Source organism: Enterobacter sp. CPE_E863 (assembly GCF_046521465.1).
Classification (GTDB): Bacteria; Pseudomonadota; Gammaproteobacteria; order Enterobacterales; family Enterobacteriaceae; genus Enterobacter; species Enterobacter adelaidei.
In genome coordinates, this window is sequence record NZ_JBKFZX010000001.1 from 3,597,015 (window position 1) to 3,620,645 (window position 23,631).

The 23,631-nt window shown below is 54.5% G+C and carries 23 protein-coding genes; 4 read left to right on the top strand and 19 right to left on the bottom strand.

Annotated elements, in window-relative coordinates; translation table 11 throughout:
• Nucleotides 1–12: 12 nt before the first annotated feature.
• The 11 genes from ACLHV8_RS17700 to cysG form a co-directional block, all read right to left on the bottom strand.
• Entirely contained in the window at nucleotides 13–639 is a 627-nt protein-coding gene (locus ACLHV8_RS17700) for a protein-L-isoaspartate(D-aspartate) O-methyltransferase (RefSeq protein WP_023333224.1), read from the bottom strand.
• Nucleotides 633–1,394 (bottom strand): 5'/3'-nucleotidase SurE, encoded by a 762-nt coding sequence (gene surE / locus ACLHV8_RS17705; protein ID WP_208594086.1) that lies wholly within the window; start codon nucleotides 1,392–1,394, stop codon nucleotides 633–635. Before surE ends, ACLHV8_RS17700 begins: the two co-directional genes overlap by 7 nt.
• Nucleotides 1,375–2,424: a tRNA pseudouridine(13) synthase TruD gene (gene truD, locus ACLHV8_RS17710; protein ID WP_028016861.1), complete on the bottom strand. Its 1,050-nt coding sequence runs from the start codon at nucleotides 2,422–2,424 to the stop codon at nucleotides 1,375–1,377. The genes surE and truD overlap by 20 nt, the downstream gene beginning before the upstream one ends.
• Nucleotides 2,421–2,900: a 2-C-methyl-D-erythritol 2,4-cyclodiphosphate synthase gene (gene ispF, locus ACLHV8_RS17715; RefSeq protein WP_028016862.1), complete on the bottom strand. Its 480-nt coding sequence runs from the start codon at nucleotides 2,898–2,900 to the stop codon at nucleotides 2,421–2,423. The genes truD and ispF overlap by 4 nt, the downstream gene beginning before the upstream one ends.
• Nucleotides 2,900–3,610, bottom strand: coding sequence for a 2-C-methyl-D-erythritol 4-phosphate cytidylyltransferase (gene ispD / locus ACLHV8_RS17720; protein ID WP_208594084.1), 711 nt, complete (start codon nucleotides 3,608–3,610; stop codon nucleotides 2,900–2,902). Before ispD ends, ispF begins: the two co-directional genes overlap by 1 nt.
• Nucleotides 3,611–3,629: 19 nt before the next feature.
• The gene (ftsB, locus tag ACLHV8_RS17725; protein WP_008499609.1) at nucleotides 3,630–3,941 is read right to left on the bottom strand and encodes a cell division protein FtsB; all 312 of its coding nucleotides are present in this window, start codon (nucleotides 3,939–3,941) and stop codon (nucleotides 3,630–3,632) included.
• Nucleotides 3,942–4,106: 165 nt separating this feature from the next.
• The gene (locus ACLHV8_RS17730; protein ID WP_028016864.1) at nucleotides 4,107–4,433 is read right to left on the bottom strand and encodes a DUF3561 family protein; all 327 of its coding nucleotides are present in this window, start codon (nucleotides 4,431–4,433) and stop codon (nucleotides 4,107–4,109) included.
• A gap of 58 nt (nucleotides 4,434–4,491) precedes the next feature.
• On the bottom strand, nucleotides 4,492–5,097 hold the full coding sequence (gene cysC, locus ACLHV8_RS17735) for an adenylyl-sulfate kinase (RefSeq protein ID WP_028016865.1): 606 nt from the start codon (nucleotides 5,095–5,097) through the stop codon (nucleotides 4,492–4,494).
• On the bottom strand, nucleotides 5,097–6,521 hold the full coding sequence (gene cysN / locus ACLHV8_RS17740; RefSeq protein WP_208594083.1) for a sulfate adenylyltransferase subunit CysN: 1,425 nt from the start codon (nucleotides 6,519–6,521) through the stop codon (nucleotides 5,097–5,099). The genes cysC and cysN overlap by 1 nt, the downstream gene beginning before the upstream one ends.
• A gap of 9 nt (nucleotides 6,522–6,530) precedes the next feature.
• Nucleotides 6,531–7,439, bottom strand: coding sequence for a sulfate adenylyltransferase subunit CysD (gene cysD / locus ACLHV8_RS17745; RefSeq protein ID WP_006811770.1), 909 nt, complete (start codon nucleotides 7,437–7,439; stop codon nucleotides 6,531–6,533).
• Between the two features lie 9 nt (nucleotides 7,440–7,448).
• Nucleotides 7,449–8,798 (bottom strand): siroheme synthase CysG, encoded by a 1,350-nt coding sequence (gene cysG / locus ACLHV8_RS17750; protein WP_208594135.1) that lies wholly within the window; start codon nucleotides 8,796–8,798, stop codon nucleotides 7,449–7,451.
• A gap of 246 nt (nucleotides 8,799–9,044) precedes the next feature.
• Here cysG and ACLHV8_RS17755 point away from each other — a divergent pair, with 246 nt between their 5' ends.
• Nucleotides 9,045–10,088 (top strand): aminopeptidase, encoded by a 1,044-nt coding sequence (locus tag ACLHV8_RS17755; RefSeq protein WP_049007377.1) that lies wholly within the window; start codon nucleotides 9,045–9,047, stop codon nucleotides 10,086–10,088.
• Nucleotides 10,089–10,144: 56 nt separating this feature from the next.
• Here the strand turns inward: ACLHV8_RS17755 and cysH are convergent, their stop codons facing one another.
• Genes cysH through cysJ form a run of 3 tightly spaced genes read right to left on the bottom strand, consistent with a single transcriptional unit; the run spans nucleotide 10,145 to nucleotide 14,412 of the window.
• On the bottom strand, nucleotides 10,145–10,879 hold the full coding sequence (gene cysH, locus ACLHV8_RS17760; protein WP_049007376.1) for a phosphoadenosine phosphosulfate reductase: 735 nt from the start codon (nucleotides 10,877–10,879) through the stop codon (nucleotides 10,145–10,147).
• A gap of 15 nt (nucleotides 10,880–10,894) precedes the next feature.
• A complete protein-coding gene (gene cysI, locus ACLHV8_RS17765) occupies nucleotides 10,895–12,607 on the bottom strand; it encodes an assimilatory sulfite reductase (NADPH) hemoprotein subunit (protein WP_049007375.1) in 1,713 nt (570 codons plus the stop codon).
• On the bottom strand, nucleotides 12,607–14,412 hold the full coding sequence (cysJ, locus tag ACLHV8_RS17770; protein WP_208594082.1) for an NADPH-dependent assimilatory sulfite reductase flavoprotein subunit: 1,806 nt from the start codon (nucleotides 14,410–14,412) through the stop codon (nucleotides 12,607–12,609). The genes cysI and cysJ overlap by 1 nt, the downstream gene beginning before the upstream one ends.
• A gap of 306 nt (nucleotides 14,413–14,718) precedes the next feature.
• Here cysJ and queD point away from each other — a divergent pair, with 306 nt between their 5' ends.
• Nucleotides 14,719–15,081, top strand: a complete 363-nt coding sequence (gene queD / locus ACLHV8_RS17775) for a 6-carboxytetrahydropterin synthase QueD (protein ID WP_010434567.1) — start codon at nucleotides 14,719–14,721, stop codon at nucleotides 15,079–15,081.
• 28 nt (nucleotides 15,082–15,109) lie between these two features.
• Here the strand turns inward: queD and queE are convergent, their stop codons facing one another.
• From queE to ACLHV8_RS17790, 3 genes are read right to left on the bottom strand one after another with little or no spacing between them, the layout of a single operon-like run.
• Complete coding sequence (gene queE / locus ACLHV8_RS17780; protein WP_028016873.1) at nucleotides 15,110–15,781, bottom strand: 7-carboxy-7-deazaguanine synthase QueE; 672 nt, start codon at nucleotides 15,779–15,781, stop codon at nucleotides 15,110–15,112.
• 54 nt (nucleotides 15,782–15,835) lie between these two features.
• A complete protein-coding gene (locus tag ACLHV8_RS17785) occupies nucleotides 15,836–16,543 on the bottom strand; it encodes an N-acetylmannosamine-6-phosphate 2-epimerase (RefSeq protein ID WP_208594081.1) in 708 nt (235 codons plus the stop codon).
• Nucleotides 16,543–18,102: a maltose/glucose-specific PTS transporter subunit IIC gene (locus ACLHV8_RS17790; protein WP_410377003.1), complete on the bottom strand. Its 1,560-nt coding sequence runs from the start codon at nucleotides 18,100–18,102 to the stop codon at nucleotides 16,543–16,545. Before ACLHV8_RS17790 ends, ACLHV8_RS17785 begins: the two co-directional genes overlap by 1 nt.
• 165 nt (nucleotides 18,103–18,267) lie before the next feature.
• Here ACLHV8_RS17790 and ACLHV8_RS17795 point away from each other — a divergent pair, with 165 nt between their 5' ends.
• Together ACLHV8_RS17795 and ACLHV8_RS17800 are read left to right on the top strand one after the other, a co-directional pair.
• Nucleotides 18,268–19,092 (top strand): MurR/RpiR family transcriptional regulator, encoded by an 825-nt coding sequence (locus ACLHV8_RS17795; RefSeq protein WP_208594079.1) that lies wholly within the window; start codon nucleotides 18,268–18,270, stop codon nucleotides 19,090–19,092.
• A 346-nt stretch (nucleotides 19,093–19,438) separates the two neighbouring features.
• Nucleotides 19,439–20,548, top strand: coding sequence for an SDR family oxidoreductase (locus ACLHV8_RS17800; protein ID WP_028016877.1), 1,110 nt, complete (start codon nucleotides 19,439–19,441; stop codon nucleotides 20,546–20,548).
• A 55-nt stretch (nucleotides 20,549–20,603) separates the two neighbouring features.
• On the opposite strand, the gene eno is transcribed toward ACLHV8_RS17800, so the two are convergent.
• Nucleotides 20,604–21,899: a phosphopyruvate hydratase gene (eno, locus tag ACLHV8_RS17805; protein WP_028016878.1), complete on the bottom strand. Its 1,296-nt coding sequence runs from the start codon at nucleotides 21,897–21,899 to the stop codon at nucleotides 20,604–20,606.
• 82 nt (nucleotides 21,900–21,981) lie between these two features.
• Nucleotides 21,982–23,619, bottom strand: a complete 1,638-nt coding sequence (pyrG, locus tag ACLHV8_RS17810) for a glutamine hydrolyzing CTP synthase (RefSeq protein WP_028016879.1) — start codon at nucleotides 23,617–23,619, stop codon at nucleotides 21,982–21,984.
• Nucleotides 23,620–23,631 lie beyond the last annotated feature (12 nt).

Sequence of the window (23,631 nt, forward strand, 5' to 3'; positions counted from 1 at the left end):
TAATTCCGAGTCTCAGGCCAACTCCCCCTTTACCAGAGGCACAAAGCGCACGGCTTCCACGGTGTCGATAATAAACTCGCCGCCACGTCGACGAACGCGCTTCAAAAGCTGCTGCTCGTCCCCGACAGGCAAAACAAGAATGCCCCCCTCATCCAGCTGCGACAACAGGGCTGCAGGAATTTCAGGCGGGGCCGCCGTCACGATGATAGCGTCAAACGGGGCGCGAGCCTTCCAACCCTGCCATCCATCACCGTGTCGTGTCGAAACATTATGTAAATCAAGTTGTTTCAGGCGACGACGCGCCTGCCACTGCAAACCTTTAATACGCTCAACGGAGCACACATGATGAACCAGATGCGCCAGGATGGCGGTCTGATACCCCGATCCGGTGCCAATTTCCAGTACACGGGAGTCGGGAGTCAGCTCCAAAAGCTCCGTCATGCGCGCCACCATGTAGGGCTGCGAAATCGTCTGGCCCTGCCCAATAGGCAGCGCCACGTTTTCCCACGCTTTGTGTTCAAACGCCTCGTCTACAAATTTCTCACGCGGAACCTGAGCGAGCGCTTCAAGCACGTGCTCGTCGCGGATCCCCTGCGCGCGTAGTTGTTCCAGAAGAGTTTGTACACGTTTGTTTACCATTGCGCGTTCACTCCTGCGCGATCCAGCCAGCCCGACACCACATCATGCGCGCTATACGCGGTTAAATCTACGTGCAGCGGTGTAACCGAAACATAGCCTTCATCCACGGCGGCAAAGTCGGTATCAGGACCCGCATCGCACTTATCGCCGGGAGGACCGATCCAGTAAAGCGTATTCCCACGTGGATCCTGCTGCGGGATCACCTGTTCGGCCGGATGTCGGCTTCCGCATCGCGTAACGCGAATGCCTTTAATTTCATTCAGCGGGAGATCCGGCACGTTGATATTGAGGATGCGCCCGGTACGCAGCGGCTCACGGCTGAGCGCGCGCAGGATCGAGCAGGTCACCACGGCTGCGGTGTCGTAATGCGTGTGACCGTTTAACGAGACCGCCAGGGCAGGGAACCCCAGATGTCGTCCTTCCATTGCGGCTGCCACGGTACCGGAGTAAATCACGTCATCGCCGAGATTTGGCCCGGCGTTAATACCCGAGACGACGATATCCGGGCGCGGTCGCATTAACGCGTTCACGCCCAGAAATACGCAGTCTGTCGGCGTGCCCATCTGCACGGCAATATCGCCATTTTCAAAGGTAAAAGTGCGAAGCGACGACTCCAGCGTCAGTGAGTTAGACGCTCCACTGCGGTTACGATCGGGGGCCACGACCTGCACATCCGCAAATTCGCGAAGGTGTTTCGCCAGGGTCTGAATGCCCGGCGCGTGGATCCCGTCATCGTTACTCAGCAATATTCGCATAATCACCCGATGTGTTGATAAGTTCCCTGACAACACTGGTGGCAAAGCTACCTGCCGGCAGCCAGAAGCGTAACTCGACGGTTACGTCATCCCACCAGTTCCAGCTTAACTGCTGCGGATAGAGCAGCATCGCGCGGCGTGCTGCTTCGACTTTTTCTCGCACCAGCAATGATTGTAATTCTTGTGCATTCGCAACGGCAGACTGCTCCGCAGCCAGCGCATCGCCCTGCGTCCCCCACTCGCCCGTACCGGGCAACGCGGCGGTAATCATCAGCGTTTTGGCATCCACGCGCGACTGAACATCGGCCATTTCTTCGGCCGTTGCCACAAACCAGCTTCCGCGTCCCGCTAATTGTAGCGCATCGCCAACAACAACTTGATTCGCGTCCGGTTTTTTCAGCCTTTCGCTCACAATCTGATTAAACAACGCACTACGCGCCGCAGACAACCAAAAACTGCGTTTATTCCTGTCACGGACGGGCGCATCACTTTGTGCCCAGCGCAGCGCACCCTGCAGGTTGCTGCCGCCAATACCAAAGCGCTGAGCGCCAAAGTAGTTAGGCACGCCATCGGCGTTGATAGCAGCCAAACGCTTCTCGACGTCATCGCGGTTTGTGATTTCGCGTAGCACCAGCGTAAAATCGTTACCTTTCAAGGCGCCCAGACGCAATTTGCGTTTATGGCGGGCGTACTCCAGTACCTTACAGCCTTCAAGCTCAAATTTGCTTAAATCAGGCATCGTATTGCCGGGAACGCGTGCGCATAGCCACTGTTCAGTGACGGCGTGTTTATCTTTCTGGCCGGCAAAACTCACTTCACGAGCATGAATTTTGAGGAATTTTGCCAGCGCATCGGCCACAAAGCGGGTATTGCAGCCATTTTTCAGAATGCGCACCAGGATATGTTCGCCTTCGCCATCGGGCGCGAACCCCAGATCCTCGACCACGAGGAAGTCTTCGGGGCTGGCTTTCAGCACCCCGTTCCCCTGCGGTTTACCGTGGAGGTATGTCAGATTGTCGAAGTCTGTCATGCGTTCGCCTTCATCAGCAACGCCACGGCTTCACAGGCAATCCCTTCGCCGCGGCCGGTAAAGCCCAGTTTCTCAGTGGTGGTTGCTTTGACATTGACGTCATCCATATGGCAACCCAGATCTTCAGCAATAAACACGCGCATCTGAGGAATGTGCGGCAACATTTTTGGTGCCTGAGCGATGATCGTCACATCGACGTTGCCCAGGGTGTAACCTTTGGCCTGAATACGACGCCAGGCTTCACGCAGCAACGCACGGCTATCCGCACCTTTGAAGGCCGGATCCGTGTCAGGAAAAAGCTTGCCAATATCACCCAGCGCAGCAGCACCGAGTAATGCATCGGTTAAAGCATGTAATGCCACGTCGCCATCAGAATGCGCCAGCAACCCTTTTTCATAAGGAATGCGTACGCCGCCAATGATAATTGGGCCTTCTCCGCCAAAGGCGTGTACATCAAAACCGTGTCCAATTCGCATTATGCCTTCTCCTGATGGGTCGAACGGGTAAGATAAAATTCCGCGAGCTGTAAATCTTCAGGGCGCGTCACTTTTATATTATCAGCGCGTCCTTCAACAAGCTCAGGGTGAAAACCGCAATACTCCAGCGCTGAGGCTTCGTCCGTAATGGTCGCACCTTCTTTAAGCGCACGCGTTAAGCAGTCATGGAGTAATTCGCGGGGGAAAAATTGTGGCGTCAACGCGTGCCATAAATCGACGCGATCAACGGTGTGAGCGATAGTCCGTTTACCCGGCTCAGCGCGTTTCATGGTGTCACGCACCGGCGCGGCGAGAATCCCGCCAACCTTGCTTGTTTCGCTCAGGGCCAGCAGGCGCGCGAGATCGTCCTGATGCAGGCATGGACGCGCGGCATCATGCACCAGCACCCATCGTGCATCCCCGGCGGCCCGAATGCCCGCCAGCACGGAATCGGCGCGCTCGGCACCGCCATCGACAACGGTAATCTGCGGATGATTTGCCAGCGGTAACTGCGCGAAGCGCGCATCGCCCGGGCTGATAGCGATGATCACACGCTTCACACGTGGATGCGCCAGCAGCGCCGCCACAGCATGTTCGAGGATCGTTTTATCGCCAATTGAGAGGTATTGCTTGGGACATTCTGTCTGCATGCGCCGGCCAAAACCTGCGGCCGGCACCACGGCGCATACGTCCGAAAAAGTTACTGCCATGTCGTAATCCTGGGCCTGATTATCGATTGTTTTGTGCTGAGCCCTGATTGCGTTTAGACGCATCCGGAACCAGACGATAAAAAGTTTCGCCCGGCTTAGTCATACTGAGTTCATTGCGTGCGCGTTCCTCAATCGCCTCTTGCCCGCCATTGAGGTCATCAATTTCAGCAAAGAGTTGATCGTTTCGCGCCTTAAGTTTGGCGTTTGTTGCCTGCTGAGCCGCAACGTCATCGCTCACCCGGCTATAGTCGTGCAGCCCGTTTTTACCGAACCACAGCGAATATTGCAGCCAGATCAGCAAAGCCAGCAACAGCAGCGTTAGTTTACCCATCCTGCCCCCTGAAAAACGGCATCATCATCCCAAAACGCCCCAGGGCACTACGCCGGGGGTACAGAGATGCCGCAACATCGCGGGCAAATGTACCACATTTTTTCCGCAGAATCGCCCTGCACAATATCGTCACACAGTTGGTTACTGTTTGAATTATGGCTGAAGTTAGCCCATGAGCCACAAAAATAACAGTCCAAACATCAGGACCACCGTCACAATCGTGACCACGGCACTGTAAAGGAGTTTGCCATTGAGTAGCGAATGCAACGCAATGCCGACGACAACCGCGACGGGCATCAGCGCCAGGAAGAATGGCCAGGTGTAGAGAAAGAAGAACAGCGTATTACCGCCGTAAATGAGAAACGGGATACCCAGCGCCAGTAACCACGAGACGAAGCCGACGATGGCCCCAGGAAATGACCAGGTCGTCTCGTCGTCGGTCGCTATCGGCTCCGACCCGGTGGTAATGATGTAGTTTTCACTGTTGCGCATAGCTAATCCTGTGACCATGACTCATCGCTCGGGTAAATAGCGCCCAAACGATACCGTCTCAGGATCTGATAATATCGTCCTGTCTGAGGAGGTCTAATAATTGGCTTACTAAATTTGTTACCAATTGTTGACCTTCCAGGTGAATTTCAGGCGATTCAGGCGCTTCGTATACTGCGTCTATTCCCGTGAAATTTCGCAGTTCACCCGCACGCGCTTTCTTGTACAGCCCTTTCGGATCGCGCGCTTCACAAATCTCCAGCGGCGTATCGACAAACACTTCGATAAAGCGATCCTGCCCAACGCGCTCACGCACCATCTGGCGCTCTGCCCGGTGCGGAGAGATGAACGCAGTAAGGACCACCAGCCCGGCATCCGCCATCAGGCTCGCCACTTCCCCTACCCGACGGATATTCTCTTTACGGTCTTCGTCGCTAAAGCCCAAATCGTTGCACAGACCATGGCGCACGTTGTCACCATCCAGCAGGTATGTGCTCACGCCTTGCTGATACAGCGCCTCTTCCAGCGCCCCCGCTACCGTGGATTTACCGGAACCCGACAGCCCGGTAAACCACAGCACAACCCCACGGTGACCGTGGAGTTGCTCACGCTGAGCGACAGTGACCGGATGAGGATGCCAGACGACGTTCTCATCATGAGCAGCCATTACTTCCCTCCCAGCAGATCGCGCGCACCCCAGTGCGGGAAGTGTTTACGCACCAGCGCATTCAGTTCCAGCTCGAAGGCGCTGAACTCAGACGCCACGGCGGCCTGTTCGTTAGGCTCGCGCACCATCCCTGCACCGACGGTGACGTTAGTCAGACGGTCGATAAAGATCAGCCCGCCCGTGACCGGGTTTTGCTGATAAGGATCCAGCACCAGTGGCTCGTCGAAGGTCAGATCGACCAGGCCGATGCCGTTCAGCGGCAGCTCGGTGACGTCACGCTGGGTTAGATTGTTGATATCTACCTGGAACTGAATACCGTCCACGCGGGCGCGGGTTTTCTTGCCCGCAATTTTAATGTCGTAGCTTTGCCCAGCGGTCAGCGGCTGTTCGGCCATCCACACCACATCCACAGACGCGCCCTGTACCGCCGCCAGCGTTTCGTGCGCATCCACCAGCAGATCGCCCCGGCTGATATCGATCTCATCTTTTAGCACCAGCGTCACCGCTTCACCGGCTCCCGCCTCGGGCAGATCACCATCGAAAGTGACGATACGGGCAATAGCTGATTCCACGCCAGATGGCAGCACTTTGACGCGCTGACCCACTTTCACGAAACCAGATGCGATAGTGCCGGAGAAACCGCGGAAATCGAGGTTCGGACGGTTAACGTACTGCACCGGGAAGCGCATCGGTTGGGTATCAACCACGCGCTGAATTTGAACGGTTTCCAGCACTTCCAGCAGCGTAGGGCCGCTGTACCACGGCATGTTCGTGCTCTGGGACGCGACGTTGTCGCCTTCCAGCGCCGAGAGCGGCACAAAACGAATGTCCAGGTTACCTGGCAGCTGTTCGGCAAAGGTCAGGTAGCTCTGGCGGATCTCGTCGAATTTTTCTTCGCTGAAATTCACCAGATCCATTTTATTGATCGCCACCACCAGGTGCTTGATCCCCAGCAGCGTGGAAATAAAGCTGTGACGACGGGTTTGATCGAGCACGCCTTTACGTGCGTCGATCAGCAGGATCGCCAGATCGCAGGTCGAGGCGCCGGTCGCCATGTTACGGGTGTACTGCTCGTGCCCCGGGGTATCGGCGATAATAAATTTGCGCTTCTCGGTGGAGAAGTAACGATACGCCACATCAATGGTGATGCCCTGCTCGCGCTCTGCCTGCAGGCCATCCACCAGCAGAGCCAGGTCGAGCTTTTCACCCTGGGTGCCGTGACGTTTGCTGTCGTTATGCAGGGAAGAGAGCTGATCTTCGTAAATCTGACGCGTGTCGTGCAGCAGACGGCCAATCAGGGTACTTTTCCCGTCATCCACGCTGCCGCAGGTCAGGAAGCGCAGCAGGCTCTTATGTTGTTGCGCGTGCAGATACGCTTCTACGCCGCCTTCTTTGGCAATTTGTTGAGCAATGGTCGTGTTCATGGCGGCTCCTTAGAAATAACCCTGACGTTTCTTCAGCTCCATGGAGCCTGCCTGGTCGCGGTCAATCACGCGCCCCTGTCGCTCACTGGTGGTCGACACCAGCATCTCTTCGATGATCTCCGGCAGCGTCTGTGCGCTGGATTCCACCGCACCGGTCAATGGCCAGCAACCGAGGGTACGGAAACGCACCATCTGTTTTTTGATCACTTCACCTGGCTGCAGGTCGATGCGATCGTCGTCGATCATCATCAGCATCCCGTCGCGCTCCAGTACCGGACGCTCAGCGGCCAGATACAGCGGAACGATCTCAATATTTTCCAGATAGATGTACTGCCAGATATCCAGCTCGGTCCAGTTGGAGAGCGGGAAGACGCGAATGCTTTCGCCTTTGTTGATCTGGCCGTTGTAGTTGTGCCACAGCTCCGGGCGCTGGTTTTTGGGGTCCCAGCGGTGGAAGCGGTCACGGAAAGAGTAGATACGCTCTTTCGCACGGGATTTTTCCTCATCACGACGCGCGCCACCGAAGGCCGCATCAAAACCGTATTTGTTCAGCGCCTGCTTCAGCCCTTCGGTTTTCATGATGTCAGTGTGCTTGGCGCTGCCGTGCACGAACGGGTTGATGCCCATCGCCACACCTTCCGGGTTTTTATGCACCAGCAGTTCGCAGCCATAGGCTTTGGCAGTACGGTCGCGGAATTCGTACATTTCGCGGAATTTCCAGCCGGTATCCACATGCAGCAACGGGAACGGCAGCGTACCCGGGTAAAACGCTTTACGCGCCAGATGCAGCATGACGCTGGAATCTTTGCCGATGGAATACATCATCACCGGGTTAGAAAACTCGGCGGCCACTTCGCGGATAATATGGATACTTTCCGCTTCGAGCTGCCGCAGGTGAGTAAGACGTTTTTGGTCCATAACCGTTCCTTAAGCCAAATTTATAACAGAAGAACCAAAGCCTTCTGTGTCGGTTGTGTGCTGAAACCAGGCGAGCGTGCTGTGCAGCTGCACCACTTCCCCCACCACGATCAGGGCGGGCATAGGGGCGTCTTTCGCCAGGGTTGCAAGATCGTCAAGGGTGCCGATAGCAACGTGCTGATCGACGCGCGTACCGCGAGAAATAACGGCAACAGGTGTCTTCGCCTCGCGACCGTGCTGAATAAGTTGTTCGCTGATGTCCGCCGCCTTCATCGTGCCCATATAGATAGCCAGCGTCTGTCGGCTCTGAGCGAGGTGGGACCAGTCAAACGGCGTGCTGTCGGCCTTGTAGTGGCCGGTCACAAAGGTGACGCTCTGGGCGTAATCGCGGTGGGTCAGCGGGATACCGGCATAAGCCGTCACGGCTGAAGCCGCCGTAATACCGGGAACCACCTGGAACGGCACCCCCGCTTCGGCTGCCGCCTGCAGCTCTTCGCCGCCGCGACCGAAAATGAACGGATCGCCCCCTTTCAGGCGCACCACGGTTTTACCCGCTTTGGCGGCGTCAACCAGCATCTGGTTGGTGTCGTGCTGCGGTACCGAGTGTTCGCCAGCCCGCTTGCCGACGCAGATTTGCTCCGCATCGCGGCGAATCAGTTCGCGTATGCCGTCAGTAACCAGATGATCGTAGAACACCACGTCCGCGTCCTGCAGCACCTGCAGGCCGCGCAGCGTCAGGAGCCCTGCATCGCCCGGCCCTGCGCCTACCAGAATGATCTCCCCGCCGGTGCTGCCGGGGTTATCCAGTTCGTCTTCAAGAATTTTCTGCGCCGCGGTCTCATTTCCGGCCTGCATCAGGCTGGCAAAGCGGCCGCGGAACACGCGTTCCCAGAAGCGACGACGTTCCGTCACGCTGGTGAGTCGGGTTTTCAGATGATTGCGCCAGTAGCTCGCTTTCTCTGCCATACGTCCGAGACTGGTTGGCAACAGCGCTTCGATTTTTTCCCGCAATACGCGCGCCAGCACCGGTGCGGTACCACCGGAGGAGATAGCGACCAGCAGCGGGGAGCGATCAACAATCGACGGGAAGATAAAGGAGCATAAAGGCTGATCGTCCACCACGTTCACCAGACGGTAACGCGCCTGAGCAGCATCTGAGATCCGTCGGTTCAGCTCGCGGTCTTCCGTTGCCGCAATCACCAGCACCACGCTGTCGATTTGTGATTCGTCGAAATCCGCCCCTGCAACGACCCGCACTTGCGCCCCTGCGCGCTGCAGAAATACGATTTTGCGATCGGCAATCTCACCTGTGCCAACAACCAGCACCGGCTTATCTTTAATCGCAGCAAATAAGGGCAGATAGTCCACAGCAGCAACTCACTAACAACGAGGAATAAAGGGACTATAGGGGGCGGCTTAGACCGAATGAAATTACGAATTGGAATGAGTAGTTACTCAATGGAATAACGCCATGAAAAAGCAAATATCAAAAAGTGCTTAACACGCGAAATTTCGGGCATTTAAGAGCAATTCAAATTGTGTATGGACGATCACAGTTTCATACTAGGCGGGTTAAAATTTTGCTCTGTTTTTTAAGGACTCACTATGTTTTCCGCAACGCGCCACCGTATTGCTGCCCTGGCGCTCGGCGTTTGCTTCATCCTTCCGGCTCAGGCAAAAAATCAACCGTACGGTGAAATCGCGAATACGCAGGCGCGACATATTGCCACCGTATTTCCTGGCCGCATGACCGGTTCCCCCGCGGAAATGCTCTCCGCAGACTATATTCGTCAGCAGTTTGCCGACATGGGTTACCAGAGCGATATCCGCACGTTTCACAGCCGCTATATCTATACCTCACGCAATAAAACCAAAAACTGGCATAACGTGACCGGTAGTACGGTTATTGCGGCTCACGAAGGTAGCGCGGATGAGCAGATCATTATTATGGCGCACCTCGATACCTACGCCCCAATGAGCGACACCGATACCGATAACAATCTCGGTGGTCTGACGCTGCAGGGTATGGATGATAACGCCGCAGGTCTGGGCGTGATGCTCGAACTGGCAGAACGAATGAAGGATATACCGACTAAATACGGGATTCGTTTCGTTGCCACCAGTGGTGAAGAAGAAGGCAAACTCGGCGCTGAGAATCTCCTGAAGCGCATGAGCGCCAAAGAGAAGAAAAATACCCTGCTGGTGATCAACCTCGATAACCTGATCGTCGGCGATAAGCTCTATTTCAACAGCGGACAAAGTACGCCGGGTACCGTGCGAAAATTGACGCGCGACCGGGCATTGGCGATTGCCCGCAGCCATGGGGTCTATGCCACCAGTAACCCAGGCGGCAATCCTGATTATCCGCGAGGAACAGGCTGCTGTAACGATGGTGAGGTGTTCGATAAAGCGGGTATTCCGGTGCTGTATGTGGAAGCAACTAACTGGGCACTGGGGAAGAAAGATGGCTATCAGCAGCGGGCTAAATCGAAAGCCTTCCCGGACGGGATTAGCTGGCATAACGTGATGCTGGATAATCAGCAACACATTGATAGCGCACTGCCGCAGCGGATTGAACACCGCAGTCGTGATGTAGTGAAGGTGATGCTGCCGCTGGTGAAGGAGCTGGCGAAAGCTAATAAGGCTTAGTGCGGCCTGATGCCCTCACCCCGACCCTCTCCCACAGGGAGAGGGAGGAAATGGGATCACCCTTCGTGCAGTCCGCACTCGCGCTTGAGGCCAAAGAATCGCGTCTCTTCTTCTGCCATTCCCGGTTCCCATTTACGCGTGGTGTGGGTATCCCCCACCGACAGGTAACCCTGATCCCACAGCGGATGGTATTTCAACCCGTGCTTTTGCAGGTACTGATACACCGTCCGGTTATCCCAGTCGATGATCGGCAGCACTTTGAACACCCCACGCTGAACCGCCAGCACGGGTAGCGTGGCGCGACTGCCGGACTGCTCGCGGCGTAGTCCTGCAAACCAGGTCTGTGCATTAAGCTCTTTCAGCGCCCGGTTCATCGGCTCAACTTTGTTGATCTCATTGTATTTCTCAATGCCCTCAACGCCCTGCTCCCAGAGTTTACCGTAGCGCGCCTCCTGCCAGGCCGCGCTTTCCGTCGCGCGGTAAACTTTCAGGTTCAGCTTGAGCTTGTCCGTAAGCTCGTCAATAAACTGGTAGGTTTCCGGGAACAGGTAGCCGGTATCGGTGAGGATCACCGGAATGTCCGGACGAATTTGATTCACCAGATGCAAACTGACCGCCGCCTGAATACCAAAGCTCGACGAAAGCACATAGTCGCCCGGCAGGTTTTCCAGCGCCCATACCACACGCCCTTCGGCGTCCAGCTTTTCCAGGTGGGCGTTGGTTTCTGCGAGCGCCAGAATGCGTTCGACTTTTGGCAGATCGTTCAGGGCGTTTAGATCGAGTACGGACATAATCACCTCGCGTTGTTACTCCCAGAAATCCCGGGCCGGGTCGAGCACCGGGCGAATGATGCCCGCACGCACCGTAAAGTCGCCGAAGCCTTCACCCGCTTCACGCTCTTTCGCCCAGCGCCCAACCAGTTCGTCGACCGAATCGAGGATCTCCGATTCAGTAATGTTTTCACGGTACATCCGTGGAATACGCGTACCGATGCGGTTGCCGCCGAGATGCAGGTTGTAACGGCCTGGCGCTTTACCGACCAGTCCCATCTCTGCCAGCATTGCGCGGCCGCAGCCGTTCGGGCAGCCGGTAATACGCATAACAATATGCTCGTCCGGAATACCGTGTTTTTCCAGAATCGCTTCTACTTTGTCAGTGAATGACGGCAGGAAACGCTCCGCTTCGGCCATTGCCAGCGGACAGGTCGGGAATGACACGCAGGCCATCGAGTTTTCGCGCTGCGGTTTCACCGCATTCATCAACCCATGATCGCGCGCCAGTTTCTCGATCTTCGCCTTCTGGTTTTCAGGCACACCAGCAATGATCAGGTTCTGGTTGGCGGTTATGCGGAACTCACCCTTGTGGACCTTCGCAATTTCCAGCAAACCGGTTTTCAGCGGACGCCCCGGATAATCCAGAATACGGCCGTTTTCGATAAACAGCGTCAGGTGCCATTTATTGTCGATGCCTTTTACCCAGCCAATGCGATCGCCGCGACCGGTGAATTCGTAAGGGCGGATCGGCTCAAATTTAATGCCGGCGCGACGTTCTACTTCTTCTTTAAACGTCTCAACGCCCACGCGCTCCAGGGTGTATTTGGTTTTCGCGTTTTTACGGTCGGTACGGTTACCCCAGTCGCGCTGAGTGGTTACCACCGCTTCCGCCACGGCCAGCGTATGCTCAAGCGGCAGGAAGCCGAACTCGCTGGCGGTACGGGCGTAGGTTTTCTTGTTGCCGTGTTCGATGGACAGGCCGCCGCCCACCAGCAGGTTAAAGCCCACCAGCTTGCCGTTTTCAGCAATCGCTACGAAGTTCATGTCGTTGGCGTGCAGATCGATATCGTTCTGCGGCGGGATCACTACCGTGGTTTTGAACTTTCGCGGCAGATAGGTCTGGCCAAGGATCGGTTCTTCGTCGGTGGTGGCGACTTTTTCCTGATCGAGCCAAATCTCCGCATAAGCGCGCGTGCGCGGCAGCAGATGCTCAGAAATCTTCTTCGCCCACTCATAGGCTTCGGCGTGCAGCTCGGACTCATACGGGTTCGAGGTGCAGAGCACGTTACGGTTCATGTCGTTGGCGGTCGCCAGCGCGTCCAGCCCAACCGAGTGCAGCATCTGGTGTACCGGCTTCACGTTCTTCTTCAGAATGCCGTGGAACTGGAAGGTCTGACGGTTAGTCAGACGGATGCTGCCATAAATCGTGTTTTCACCGGCAAACTTGTCGATCGCCTGCCACTGTTTGGTGGTGATCACCCCACCCGGCAGGCGGCAGCGCAGCAGCATCGCGTGACGCGGCTCCAGCTTCTGTTCAGCACGCTCGGCGCGGATATCGCGATCGTCCTGCTGGTACATACCGTGGAAACGGATCAGCAGGAAGTTGTCGCCTTTGAAACCGCCGGTGAGACCGTCATTCAGATCTTCAGCAATGGTGCCGCGCAGGTAGTTGCTTTCCAGCTTCATGCGCTCGGCGTCTGTCAGTTTACCTTCGACCACCAGTGGCCCTGGATGTTTTTCGCTCATTAGTAGACATCTCGCTGATAACGGCGCTCAACGCGCAGCTCACTTAAATATTCATCTGCCGTTTCGGCATCCATACCACCGAATTCGGCAATCACTTCCAGCAAAGCCTGCTCAACGTCTTTCGCCATGCGATTGGCGTCGCCGCAGACATAAATGTGGGCACCGTCATTGATCCAGCGCCACAGCTCTGCGCCCTGTTCGCGCAGTTTGTCTTGTACGTATACTTTTTCTTTCTGGTCGCGGGACCAGGCCAGATCGATGCGGGTCAGTACACCCTCTTTAACATAGCGCTGCCACTCAACCTGGTAGAGGAAATCTTCCGTAAAGTGCGGGTTGCCGAAGAAGAGCCAGTTTTTACCCGGCGCTTCATCTGCCGCGCGCTGCTGCATGAAGGCGCGGAACGGCGCAATGCCGGTGCCTGGGCCAATCATGATGACCGGGGTTTCCGGGTTCGCAGGCAGGCGGAAGTTGTCGTTGTGCTCGATAAAGACGCGCACTTCGCCCTCTTCTTCCACGCGATCCGCCAGGAAACTTGATGCCCCACCCGCGCGGGCGCGGCCTTCGATGTCGTAGCGCACCACGCCGACGGTAACATGCACTTCACTCTCCACTTCGGCCTGCGAAGAGGCGATGGAGTACAGACGCGGGGTCAGCGGACGCAGCAGGCCGATCAGCGCATCGGCATCCAGCTGAGCCGGAGAGAAACGCACCATATCGACAATTGGCGTTGACGCCGCGTAATGCTGCAGCTTCGCCTTATCACCCACGAATGGCAGCAGCGATTCGCTGCGGGTTAAGGTAGCGTAATTTTCTACAATATTCGGGGTATTCACCGTCAGTTCGAAATGCCACTGCAGCGCTTCAGAGAGCGGCTGCGTTTTGCCTTCCACAGTGACAGGCTCATCCCCTTTCAGCCAAAGCAGTTCGACCAGCTCTTTTACCAGAGCAGGATCGTTCTGATACCAGATCCCCAGCGCATCGCCCGGCTGGTAACGCAGGCCAGAGCCACCGAGATCGATTTCGATATGGCGCACGTCTTTTTCAGAATCACGGCCGGTAATTTTCTGGTTAACCGACAGGCTCGCGGCCAGCGGAGCCTCTTTAGTGTAAGGGCTGGTATGGATGTCGTTGACGGCACCCGTCGCGGTAAACGCGGCCTGTGCCTGCGTCTCTTTCGGGACGCGCGCTTTCAGCACCTCAACGATGCGGGCACGCCATTCAGCAGCGGCGGCCTGGTATTCCACGTCGGCGTCAACGCGATCCAGCAAACGCTCTGCGCCCAGTTCAGCCAGTTTGCTGTCGAAATCTTTACCGGACTGGCAGAAGAATTCATAAGAGGTATCGCCCAGGCCAAACACCGCAAAAGCCGTGCCGTCCAGTTTTGGCGCTTTTTTCGAGAACAGGAACTTATGCAGCGCCACCGCTTCTTCAGCAGGCTCACCTTCCCCCTGCGTTGAGGCGACAACCACCAGCAGTTTTTCTGACGCGATCTGTTTAAATTTATAATCCCCGGCGTTGACCAGGTTCACGTTCAGTCTGGCAGCCAGCAGGTCGTCACGCAGCGCTTCAGCCACACGGCGGGCATTGCCCGTCTGCGAGGCGGAAATCAACGTAATGGCCGGAATTTCTACGGCCGTTGCCGGAGCGGCAGCCACAGCGCCCGGTTGCTGATTGAGCATTCCCCAGAAATAACCGGAGACCCAGGCAAGCTGAGTGGACGAAAAATCAGAGGTGGCAGCCTGAAGGCGCGCCAGCTGCTCCGGGTTCAGGGGAAGCAAATTTGAAGGTGGGGCCTGTGTCGTCATGCGTCGTTATGTTCCAGTAGCCAAGCGGACTTTAAGCGAATAAATCCAAACTGAAGATAAGGTTAACGGTGAGGATACTAACAATTAAAGAAGGGATGGAAATAATAAATAACCAAATGGACTAACCTGTTTTAGTTATCATGCTTAACGATAAAACAGATTAATTAACTGATTGAAATATCACAACAAAGATAACAAAAAATGGCCACTTCCTGCAGTCCAGGCTTCAGAGCCGTTTTAGTTAATGCTAAAAATTGTGCTTTCCGGTACTATGCGGCGGTTTTTTCCGCATTACTGAGAGCGATCATGTCCACCACACTGTTTAAAGATTTCACCTTCGAAGCCGCCCACCACCTTCCTCATGTTCCTGAAGGACATAAATGTGGCCGTCTGCACGGGCACTCGTTTATGGTGCGTCTTGAGATCACCGGTGAAGTCGATCCGCATACCGGTTGGATCATGGATTTTGCCGAGCTGAAAGCGGCATTTAAGCCAACTTACGATCGTCTGGATCACTATTACCTGAATGATATTCCGGGCCTTGAAAACCCGACCAGCGAAGTGCTGGCAAAATGGATCTGGGATCAGATGAAACCGCTGGTACCGCTGCTGAGCGCAGTGATGATTAAAGAGACCTGCACCGCCGGCTGCGTCTATCGCGGCGAGTAAAAAAAGCCCGGTTAAACCGGGCTTTTTTTCAGGCTATATTCAGGTACTTGTGCGTCTGCATCGACAGACGCCAGTTACGCGCGATACAGGTTTCAATGCACAGGCGCGTCGCATCCTCTTTCTGGCTGATAGGCTGCAGGGCAATGACCCGCTGCTTTTCATCCGAGAGGGTTGCCAGCAGTTCATCCAGTGCTTCAATATCACGCACGCGACCTACCGGGTGTTTTATCTCATCTGCACGTTCCAGCGCCTGAGACAGGACATCGTATCCGCCGCGCATATTCACTTTGGGTGATACCGTCACCCACGTGGTGTGGGAACAACGCACTTCATGTGTACCGCTGGTTTCAATCTGGCAGCTGTAACCGTTCTTTTCGAGCAGCTCGGTTAGCGGCGTCAGATCGTGGATGCAGGGTTCACCCCCGGTGATCACCACATGGCGCGCCGTCCAGCCCTGACGACCAATAATGGCCAGCAGATCCTCTGAACTGCCCGCCCCCCACTTATCGCTCTCTTTGGTTTTCGCCAGAATGCTAAACAGCGACACTTCCCGATCTGCGAGCTTATCCCACGTATGTTTGGTATCACACCAGGCACAGCCAACCGGGCATCCCTGTAAACGAATGAAAATAGCGGGAACGCCGGTAAAGTAACCCTCGCCTTGCAGGGTCTGGAACATCTCGTTAATCGGGTACTGCATAGTCATCTCAGTAAAGGGGATAAACGATAATTATCGCAGATCCCCGCCAGATGGTCATGCTCGATCGGTGCTTTGCGCGCCAATCGCTGCCATAAACCGTTCAGTGATCTGCTGTGGACGGGTGATTGCCCCACCCACGACCACCATATGCGCTCCCAGTGCCAGGCATCTGGCCGCGCGCTCAGGGGTATCGACGTTGCCTTCGGCAACCACCGGAACCGTGACGGCAGCCAGCACATCCTTCAGGAATGCGCAGTCATTAACAGGTAAAGCATGACCCGCACTTTCCGCCGTATAGCCGTAAAGCGTGGTTCCAACACAATCAAAGCCCAGTTCCTGCGCGGTTTCGGCTTCTTCTACGCTGGATATATCCGCCATCAGCACTATCCCGGGGTAACGTTTACGGATGTGGCTGACCAGCGTTGACAGTGATTCACCGCCAGGACGCTCGCGCGCAGTCGCATCAAGTGCAATGATTTCCGGAGAGACGCTCATCAGCTCATCCACTTCTTTCATTGTCGCAGTGATAAACACCGCGCTACCAGGATAATCCCGTTTGATGATGCCGATAACGGGTAAAGAAACCTCCTGTTTAATGGCCGCAATATCCACCACGCTGTTGGCGCGGATGGCAGCAGCCCCGCCCTGAAACGCTGCCCGCGCCATCCGTGACATAATAAACGGGCTATGCAGAGGTTCATTTTCCAGCGCCTGACAAGAGACGACCAGTTTTCCTTTCAGGTTATCCAGTACAGTTTTCATTACGATAAGATCTCTTCAACTTCGTTTTTGATAATCGTGACGTGCGGGCCATAAATGACCTGAACACCGTTACCGCGCACAATGACGCCGCGTGCACCGGTGGCTTTCAATGCTGCTTCATTCACTTTGCTGCCGTCTTTCACCGTGACGCGAAGGCGCGTGGCGCAGCAGTCCACCTCGTCCAGATTGTCTTTTCCACCCAGCCCGGCGATTACCGCTGCAGCGCGCTCGCTTTGCGGCAGACTGACCTCATCCGCCACCGCCTCTTTTTCACGCCCCGGCGTGGCAAAATCAAAGCGGTTAATCAGGTAGCGGAAGGTGAAGTAGTAGAGGAAGAACCACGGCACGCCGACCATCGGAACGAACATCCAGTGGGTTTTAGCCTCACCCTGAAGAATGCCAAACAGCACGAAGTCGATAAAACCGCCGGAGAAGGTTTGCCCGATGGTGATATGCAGCATGTGTGCGAGCATGAACGCCAGCCCGTCAAACAGCGCATGAATGACGTAAAGCACCGGCGCAATAAACAGGAAGGAGAACTCGATAGGCTCGGTAATCCCGGTCAGGAACGAGGTTAATGCCGCAGAGAGCAGCAGCCCGGCGACGCGTTTTTTGTTCTCGGGTTTTGCCGTGTGGTACATCGCGAGACATGCACCGAGCAGGCCAAACATCATCGTAATGAAGCGCCCGGACATAAAGCGCGACGTCCCTTCGTAAAACTGACGCGTCGTAGGATCGGCCAGTTGCGCGAAGAAGATCCGCTGTGTGCCTTCGACCAGATGACCGTTGACGATCTCACTCCCGCCGAGCGCGGTAGTCCAGAAAGGAAGATAGAAGATGTGATGTAAACCGAATGGGCCGAGCATACGCAAAATGAAGCCATAGAGCATTGTGCCCAGGTAACCCGTCGCATCCACCAGCCCACCCAGACCAAAGATCAGTTTCTGGAAATGCGGCCAGACGACGGTCATGACGGCCCCGACGAGTATTGCTGCCAGCGAGCTGATAATGGGAACAAAACGTGAACCGCCAAAGAAGCCCAGAAATTGCGGAAGCGCAATTTTATTAAACCGGTGATGGAGAGCGCAGGTCACGAGACCGATCACCACGCCACCAAACACACCGGTTTCCAGGGTCTGGATCCCCAGCGTCATGCCCTGCCCCACAGCGCCAGGATTATCATGCGCCAGTTTTCCGGTGAGGATCAGCAGCGCGTTAATGGTGGCATTCATCACCAGAAAAGCGAGCAACGCCGCCAGCCCTGCCGTGCCCTTATCGCTTTTTGCCAGCCCGACAGCAACCCCAACAGCAAACAGCACCGAGAGGTTCGCAAACACAATTGAACCCGCACTGCTCATGATAGTGAAGATGGCCTGAAGCCAGCTCACATCCAAAAACGGATATGCCGCGAGGGTATTTGGATTCGATAACGCGCCACCTATCCCCAGCAGCAGACCTGCTGCTGGCAATACGGCGATAGGTAACATAAAGGATTTGCCAAAGCGCTGCGCTTTTTCAAACCATCCCCCAGAAGAAGCCCCGCTGAACATTTGCATCATTTTTTCATCCTCTCATTTAATGATGAAAATTTTTACCATAAAAACATCAATACATGAAAATTACCATCAAAAACCAGGAGGATGATCATACTTTTTCAAAATGACTGGCATCTTTCCCCTGCTTTCCGCCACACTAGTCGCAGAGAAACGCATTAAGGATCTAGCATGTCAGACCATGAAAACCTGCTGCTGAAGCTACGCCAGGAGGCTTCCGGGTACAGCCCAACGCAACAAAAACTTGGCGAGTTTGTCCTCAACGATCCTGCCCGGGTGCTCTACCTGACGATCACTGAACTGGCGCGCGAAAGTCGCACCAGCGAGGCCAGCGTCACGCGTCTTTGCCGCACGCTGGGCTGCAAGGGATATAACGAATTTAAAATGGCGCTTGCGCTGGATATTCAGCAGGGCCAGCCCGCGCGACAGGCCGGAGATGAAATAGATAACGTTGTCGAAGAGTCGGTACAGGCTTTGCAGGATACCGCCAGACTCCTCGACCGGGCATTGCTTGAAGAGGCGGCGCTGGCGCTGCACCAGGCGCAATCCGTACAGATTTATGGCGTTGCGGCCAGCGCGATCCTCGGGGAGTATTTGCATTACAAACTGTTGCGGCTGGGCAAACCCGCACAGCTGTTTAGCGATATGCACCGCGCAGCCATGAATGCGGCGACCCTTTCGAAAGAGACTTTGGTTGTGGCCATCTCCAGTTCGGGTTCAACGCGGGATCTACTGCACGTGGTGAAACTAGCCCACAAGCGCGGCGTTAAGGTATTGGCTCTTAGCAATACCCCCCGTAGCCCGCTGGCTTCCCTTAGCGATATTCAACTGGTTGCCGCCAAACCAGAGGGCCCCCTCAGCGCAGGTGCACTCAATGCTAAGGTTGGGGTTATGCTGCTGGTCGAACTGCTGACCACCTCTATGATTGCGCTGGACGGGCATTACGGCGACGTTAGCCAACAAACGGCCAGCGCTACGCTCCCTCTGTTACTCTAAAAATAGTTCGCAGGCTAAATAAAACGGCCTGCGGTTTTTGGTATTCAGTTTCACTTAAATCATTTACCGAACAAATGAATGGTGTAACAAAGTATTTTGCTTATTACATTTTGAATAACTATTAATAGTAAGATTGAGCTTATAAAAGAGCTTTAAAATCATTAATTTAAAATATTCTTTTTTATAAATTGAATTTTTTCCTTTCCACAATGTCCAATATATCCACCTGATTTTCTTTTCTTAAAATAAGCTTAAGAAGCCTTCATTTTCGGCGTTTTATTATTTAAATGCCGTTTACTTTTGTGCGCCTACAATCCGCCTCATCAACCATAATGAGACGGTATTAATGAAGATGTTATTGATTACAGGCGTAACAGGATTTCTGGGCGGTGCAGTACTCGAAAAAATACTGACCAATGATAAACCCGTAAAACTCCTTTTGCTCGCGCGTGCCAGCGATCCGCAAGGTGGGCTGGAGCGTGTGCAAGAGAACATGCGCAAATTCAATGTGCCTGAGAATAAACTGGCTTCTCTGAGCGTAGATAATATCCTCATTGGTGACCTCAGCCAGCCGGAAGCATTTCTGGACGATCCTCGCCTGGACCAGGTCACGCACGTCGTTAACTGTGCAGCTGTTGCGTCTTTTGGTAATAATCCGCTGATCTGGAAGGTCAATGTCGAGGGCACGCTGGCGCTGGCGCGTCGCATGGAACGGGTGACGGCCTTACAGCGTTTCCTGCACGTAGGCACGGCAATGTCATGCACGCCGGAACAGGATTCCCTGGTCGCTGAAAGCGCTGAATTCAGAGAAAATGCAGAACACCTGGTGGAATACACGTTTTCGAAGTCAACTATCGAACAGCTGATGCGCCAGGAGTGCCCGAACCTGCCGTTGCTCATCGCTCGCCCGTCCATCGTCGTCGGCCATACTCGTCACGGTTGCACGCCGTCGAGCAGCATTTTCTGGGTCTTTAGCATGGGCCTGATGCTGCAGAAGTTTATGTGCTCAATGGAAGACAGAATCGACGTTGTTCCGGTGGATTATTGCGCCGATGCGTTGTTAATGCTGCTCACCAGCAACGCTCGTCCTGGGGAAGTGGTACATATTTCTGCTGGGGAAGAGAACAGCGTTCGCTTTGCGGATATCGATCAGGCCATGGCGCAGGCGCTGGAGAAAGCCCCTGTTGGCGATCGGTATGCTCAGGTCAGCTACGAAACGCTGGTTAGAATGCGCCGCGAATTGAAAAATATTTTTGGTCCATGCAACGAACGTCTGATGCTAAAAGCAATGCGTTTATACGGTGCGTTTGCCACGCTTAACGTGCGCTTCAGCAACGATAAGCTGTTGAGCATGGGGATGCCGAAGCCACCCCGCTTTACGGATTATATCGCCCGCTGCGTGCAGACGACTCAGGGGCTAACAATCCCCGAACAGATGGCAGTCGATTTTAAATAGCCAAAAAAAATGCCAGTCATTCGACTGGCATTTTCATTCTAAGGCTTAAAGGCTATTACTGGCCTTTGATCTCTTTACGACCGTTGTATGGTGCTTTTTCGCCAAGAGCTTCTTCGATACGAATCAGCTGGTTGTATTTAGCAACACGGTCAGAACGGCTCATAGAGCCGGTTTTGATCTGGCCTGCAGCGGTACCAACAGCCAGGTCAGCGATGGTAGCGTCTTCAGTTTCGCCAGAACGGTGAGAGATAACAGCGGTGTAGCCTGCGTCTTTCGCCATTTTGATCGCAGCCAGAGTTTCGGTCAGAGAACCGATCTGGTTGAATTTGATCAGGATGGAGTTAACGATGCCTTTCTCGATGCCTTCTTTCAGGATCTTGGTGTTGGTTACGAACAGATCGTCACCAACCAGCTGGATTTTGTCGCCCAGTACTTTGGTCTGGTATGCGAAACCAGCCCAGTCAGATTCGTCCAGACCGTCTTCGATAGAAACGATTGGGTACTGTTTGGTCAGGTCTTCCAGGAAGTGAGTGAACTCTTCAGAGGTGAACGCTTTGTTGCCTTCGCCAGCCAGAACGTATTTACCGTCTTTGTAGAATTCAGATGCTGCACAGTCCATCGCCAGGGTGATGTCTTTGCCCAGCTCGTAGCCAGCAGCTTTAACTGCTTCTGCGATTACTGCCAGTGCTTCTGCGTTAGAACCCAGGTTTGGCGCATAACCACCTTCGTCACCAACAGCAGTGTTCATACCTTTAGCTTTCAGAACTTTAGCCAGGTTGTGGAACACTTCAGAACCCATGCGTACCGCTTCTTTCAGGGATTTCGCGCCAACTGGCTGAATCATGAATTCCTGAATATCAACGTTGTTGTCCGCGTGCTCACCACCGTTGATGATGTTCATCATTGGTACTGGCATGGAGTATTTGCCTGGGGTGCCGTTCAGTTCAGCAATGTGTTCGAACAGTGGCATACCTTTCGCTGCAGCTGCTGCTTTGGCGTTCGCCAGGGAAACAGCCAGGATTGCGTTCGCACCGAAGTTAGATTTGTTTTCAGTACCGTCCAGATCGATCATGATCTTGTCGATGCCAGCCTGGTCTTTGGCGTCTTTGCCAAGGATTGCCTGAGCAATAGGACCGTTTACAGCGCCAACCGCTTTCAGTACGCCTTTGCCCATGAAACGGGATTTATCGCCATCGCGCAGTTCCAGCGCTTCGCGGGAACCAGTAGAAGCACCTGATGGAGCTGCTGCCATACCGACGAAACCACCTTCCAGATGAACTTCGGCTTCAACGGTCGGGTTACCACGGGAGTCGATGATTTCACGACCGATGACTTTAACGATTTTGGACATTAGATTTTCCTCAGTACAAGTTAAACTAAAACTCCAGACAAACAACGCGTACCAGGGGTACGCGTTGCCGTTCTAACTTTTTTTACTTCGCCTGACGCTTCTGGTAGTCGCTGGCGGCCTTCACGAAGCCAGCAAACAGCGGATGCCCGTCACGTGGCGTTGAAGTAAATTCCGGGTGGAACTGGCAGGCGACAAACCACGGATGGTTTGGCACTTCAATGATCTCGACTAACTGATCATCCCCGGAGCGGCCCGCAACACGCAGACCCGCGGCTTCAATTTGTTTCAACAACATGTTGTTGACTTCATAGCGGTGACGATGGCGTTCGGTGATGGTTGACTCGCCATACAGCTTGCGAACCACGCTATCGTCGGACAGCTGGCAGGCCTGTGCGCCAAGACGCATGGTGCCACCCAGATCGCTCTTCTCGGTACGGACTTCGACGTTACCGTCTTCGTCACGCCATTCAGTGATAAGCGCCACTACAGGGTACTTACAGTCTGGCACAAATTCCGTAGAGTTCGCGTTTTCCATTCCCGCTACGTTGCGCGCAAATTCGATCAGCGCAACCTGCATACCCAGACAGATGCCGAGGTATGGAATATTGTTTTCACGCGCATAGCGCGCGGTGGCGATCTTGCCTTCTACACCACGGTAGCCGAAGCCGCCAGGGATGAGAATTGCATCCAGATCTTTCAGGATTTCAACGCCACGCGTTTCAACATCCTGCGAATCAATCAGCTTGATATTCACGGAGACACGGTTCTTCAGACCACCGTGTTTCAGCGCTTCGATCACTGACTTATAGGCATCCGGCAGTTCAATATACTTGCCGACCATACCGATAGTCACTTCACCAGCCGGATTAGCTTCTTCGTAAATAACCTGTTCCCATTCGGACAGATTTGCTTCCGGGCAGTTCAAGCTGAATCGTTTACAAATATAATCGTCCAGGCCCTGTGATTTCAACAGGCCCGGGATTTTATAAATGGAATCGACATCTTTCATTGAAATAACGGCTTTTTCAGGCACGTTACAGAACAATGCAATTTTCGCACGTTCGTTCGCCGGGATAGCACGATCGGAACGGCAAACCAGGATGTCAGGCTGAATACCAATGGAGAGCAGCTCTTTCACCGAGTGCTGAGTCGGTTTGGTTTTCACTTCACCTGCGGCTGCCATGTAAGGCACCAGCGTCAGGTGCATGAACAGCGCGTGTTCACGACCAATATCCACCGCCAGCTGACGAATCGCTTCCAGGAATGGTAAGGATTCGATATCCCCAACAGTACCGCCGATTTCAACCAGCACTACGTCATGCCCTTCGCCACCGGCAAGAACACGTTCTTTAATTGCGTTCGTGATGTGTGGGATAACCTGCACGGTCGCGCCCAGGTAGTCACCACGGCGCTCTTTACGCAGAACGTCGGAATAGATGCGGCCAGTCGTGAAGTTGTTACGACGGGTCATTTTGGTGCGGATGAAACGCTCGTAGTGGCCAAGATCCAGATCGGTTTCAGCGCCGTCTTCAGTAACGAACACTTCCCCGTGTTGGGTTGGGCTCATGGTGCCCGGATCGACGTTGATGTACGGATCCAGTTTCATCATGGTCACATTGAGGCCACGGGCTTCAAGAATGGCTGCGAGGGAGGCTGCGGCAATGCCTTTACCCAGAGAGGATACGACCCCGCCGGTCACAAAAATATAGTTCGTTGTCATGCTGAACCTGAG

What these genes read in the sequence shown, in the direction of transcription:
- ispF (WP_028016862.1), bottom strand. Translation starts at nt 2,900, where the DNA reads ATGCGAATTGGACACGGTTTTGATGTACACGCCTTTGGCGGAGAAGGC.
- cysJ (WP_208594082.1), bottom strand. Translation starts at nt 14,412, where the DNA reads ATGACGACACAGGCCCCACCTTCAAATTTGCTTCCCCTGAACCCGGAG.
- cysI (WP_049007375.1), bottom strand. Translation starts at nt 12,607, where the DNA reads ATGAGCGAAAAACATCCAGGGCCACTGGTGGTCGAAGGTAAACTGACA.
- ACLHV8_RS17700 (WP_023333224.1), bottom strand. Translation starts at nt 639, where the DNA reads ATGGTAAACAAACGTGTACAAACTCTTCTGGAACAACTACGCGCGCAG.
- ACLHV8_RS17795 (WP_208594079.1), top strand. Translation starts at nt 18,268, where the DNA reads ATGTCAGACCATGAAAACCTGCTGCTGAAGCTACGCCAGGAGGCTTCC.
- cysD (WP_006811770.1), bottom strand. Translation starts at nt 7,439, where the DNA reads ATGGACCAAAAACGTCTTACTCACCTGCGGCAGCTCGAAGCGGAAAGT.
- cysC (WP_028016865.1), bottom strand. Translation starts at nt 5,097, where the DNA reads ATGGCTGCTCATGATGAGAACGTCGTCTGGCATCCTCATCCGGTCACT.
- queE (WP_028016873.1), bottom strand. Translation starts at nt 15,781, where the DNA reads ATGCAGTACCCGATTAACGAGATGTTCCAGACCCTGCAAGGCGAGGGT.
- ACLHV8_RS17755 (WP_049007377.1), top strand. Translation starts at nt 9,045, where the DNA reads ATGTTTTCCGCAACGCGCCACCGTATTGCTGCCCTGGCGCTCGGCGTT.
- cysH (WP_049007376.1), bottom strand. Translation starts at nt 10,879, where the DNA reads ATGTCCGTACTCGATCTAAACGCCCTGAACGATCTGCCAAAAGTCGAA.
- ACLHV8_RS17800 (WP_028016877.1), top strand. Translation starts at nt 19,439, where the DNA reads ATGAAGATGTTATTGATTACAGGCGTAACAGGATTTCTGGGCGGTGCA.
- ACLHV8_RS17730 (WP_028016864.1), bottom strand. Translation starts at nt 4,433, where the DNA reads ATGCGCAACAGTGAAAACTACATCATTACCACCGGGTCGGAGCCGATA.
- cysN (WP_208594083.1), bottom strand. Translation starts at nt 6,521, where the DNA reads ATGAACACGACCATTGCTCAACAAATTGCCAAAGAAGGCGGCGTAGAA.
- truD (WP_028016861.1), bottom strand. Translation starts at nt 2,424, where the DNA reads ATGACAGACTTCGACAATCTGACATACCTCCACGGTAAACCGCAGGGG.
- ACLHV8_RS17785 (WP_208594081.1), bottom strand. Translation starts at nt 16,543, where the DNA reads ATGAAAACTGTACTGGATAACCTGAAAGGAAAACTGGTCGTCTCTTGT.
- queD (WP_010434567.1), top strand. Translation starts at nt 14,719, where the DNA reads ATGTCCACCACACTGTTTAAAGATTTCACCTTCGAAGCCGCCCACCAC.
- pyrG (WP_028016879.1), bottom strand. Translation starts at nt 23,619, where the DNA reads ATGACAACGAACTATATTTTTGTGACCGGCGGGGTCGTATCCTCTCTG.
- eno (WP_028016878.1), bottom strand. Translation starts at nt 21,899, where the DNA reads ATGTCCAAAATCGTTAAAGTCATCGGTCGTGAAATCATCGACTCCCGT.
- ACLHV8_RS17790 (WP_410377003.1), bottom strand. Translation starts at nt 18,102, where the DNA reads ATGATGCAAATGTTCAGCGGGGCTTCTTCTGGGGGATGGTTTGAAAAA.
- ftsB (WP_008499609.1), bottom strand. Translation starts at nt 3,941, where the DNA reads ATGGGTAAACTAACGCTGCTGTTGCTGGCTTTGCTGATCTGGCTGCAA.
- surE (WP_208594086.1), bottom strand. Translation starts at nt 1,394, where the DNA reads ATGCGAATATTGCTGAGTAACGATGACGGGATCCACGCGCCGGGCATT.
- ispD (WP_208594084.1), bottom strand. Translation starts at nt 3,610, where the DNA reads ATGGCAGTAACTTTTTCGGACGTATGCGCCGTGGTGCCGGCCGCAGGT.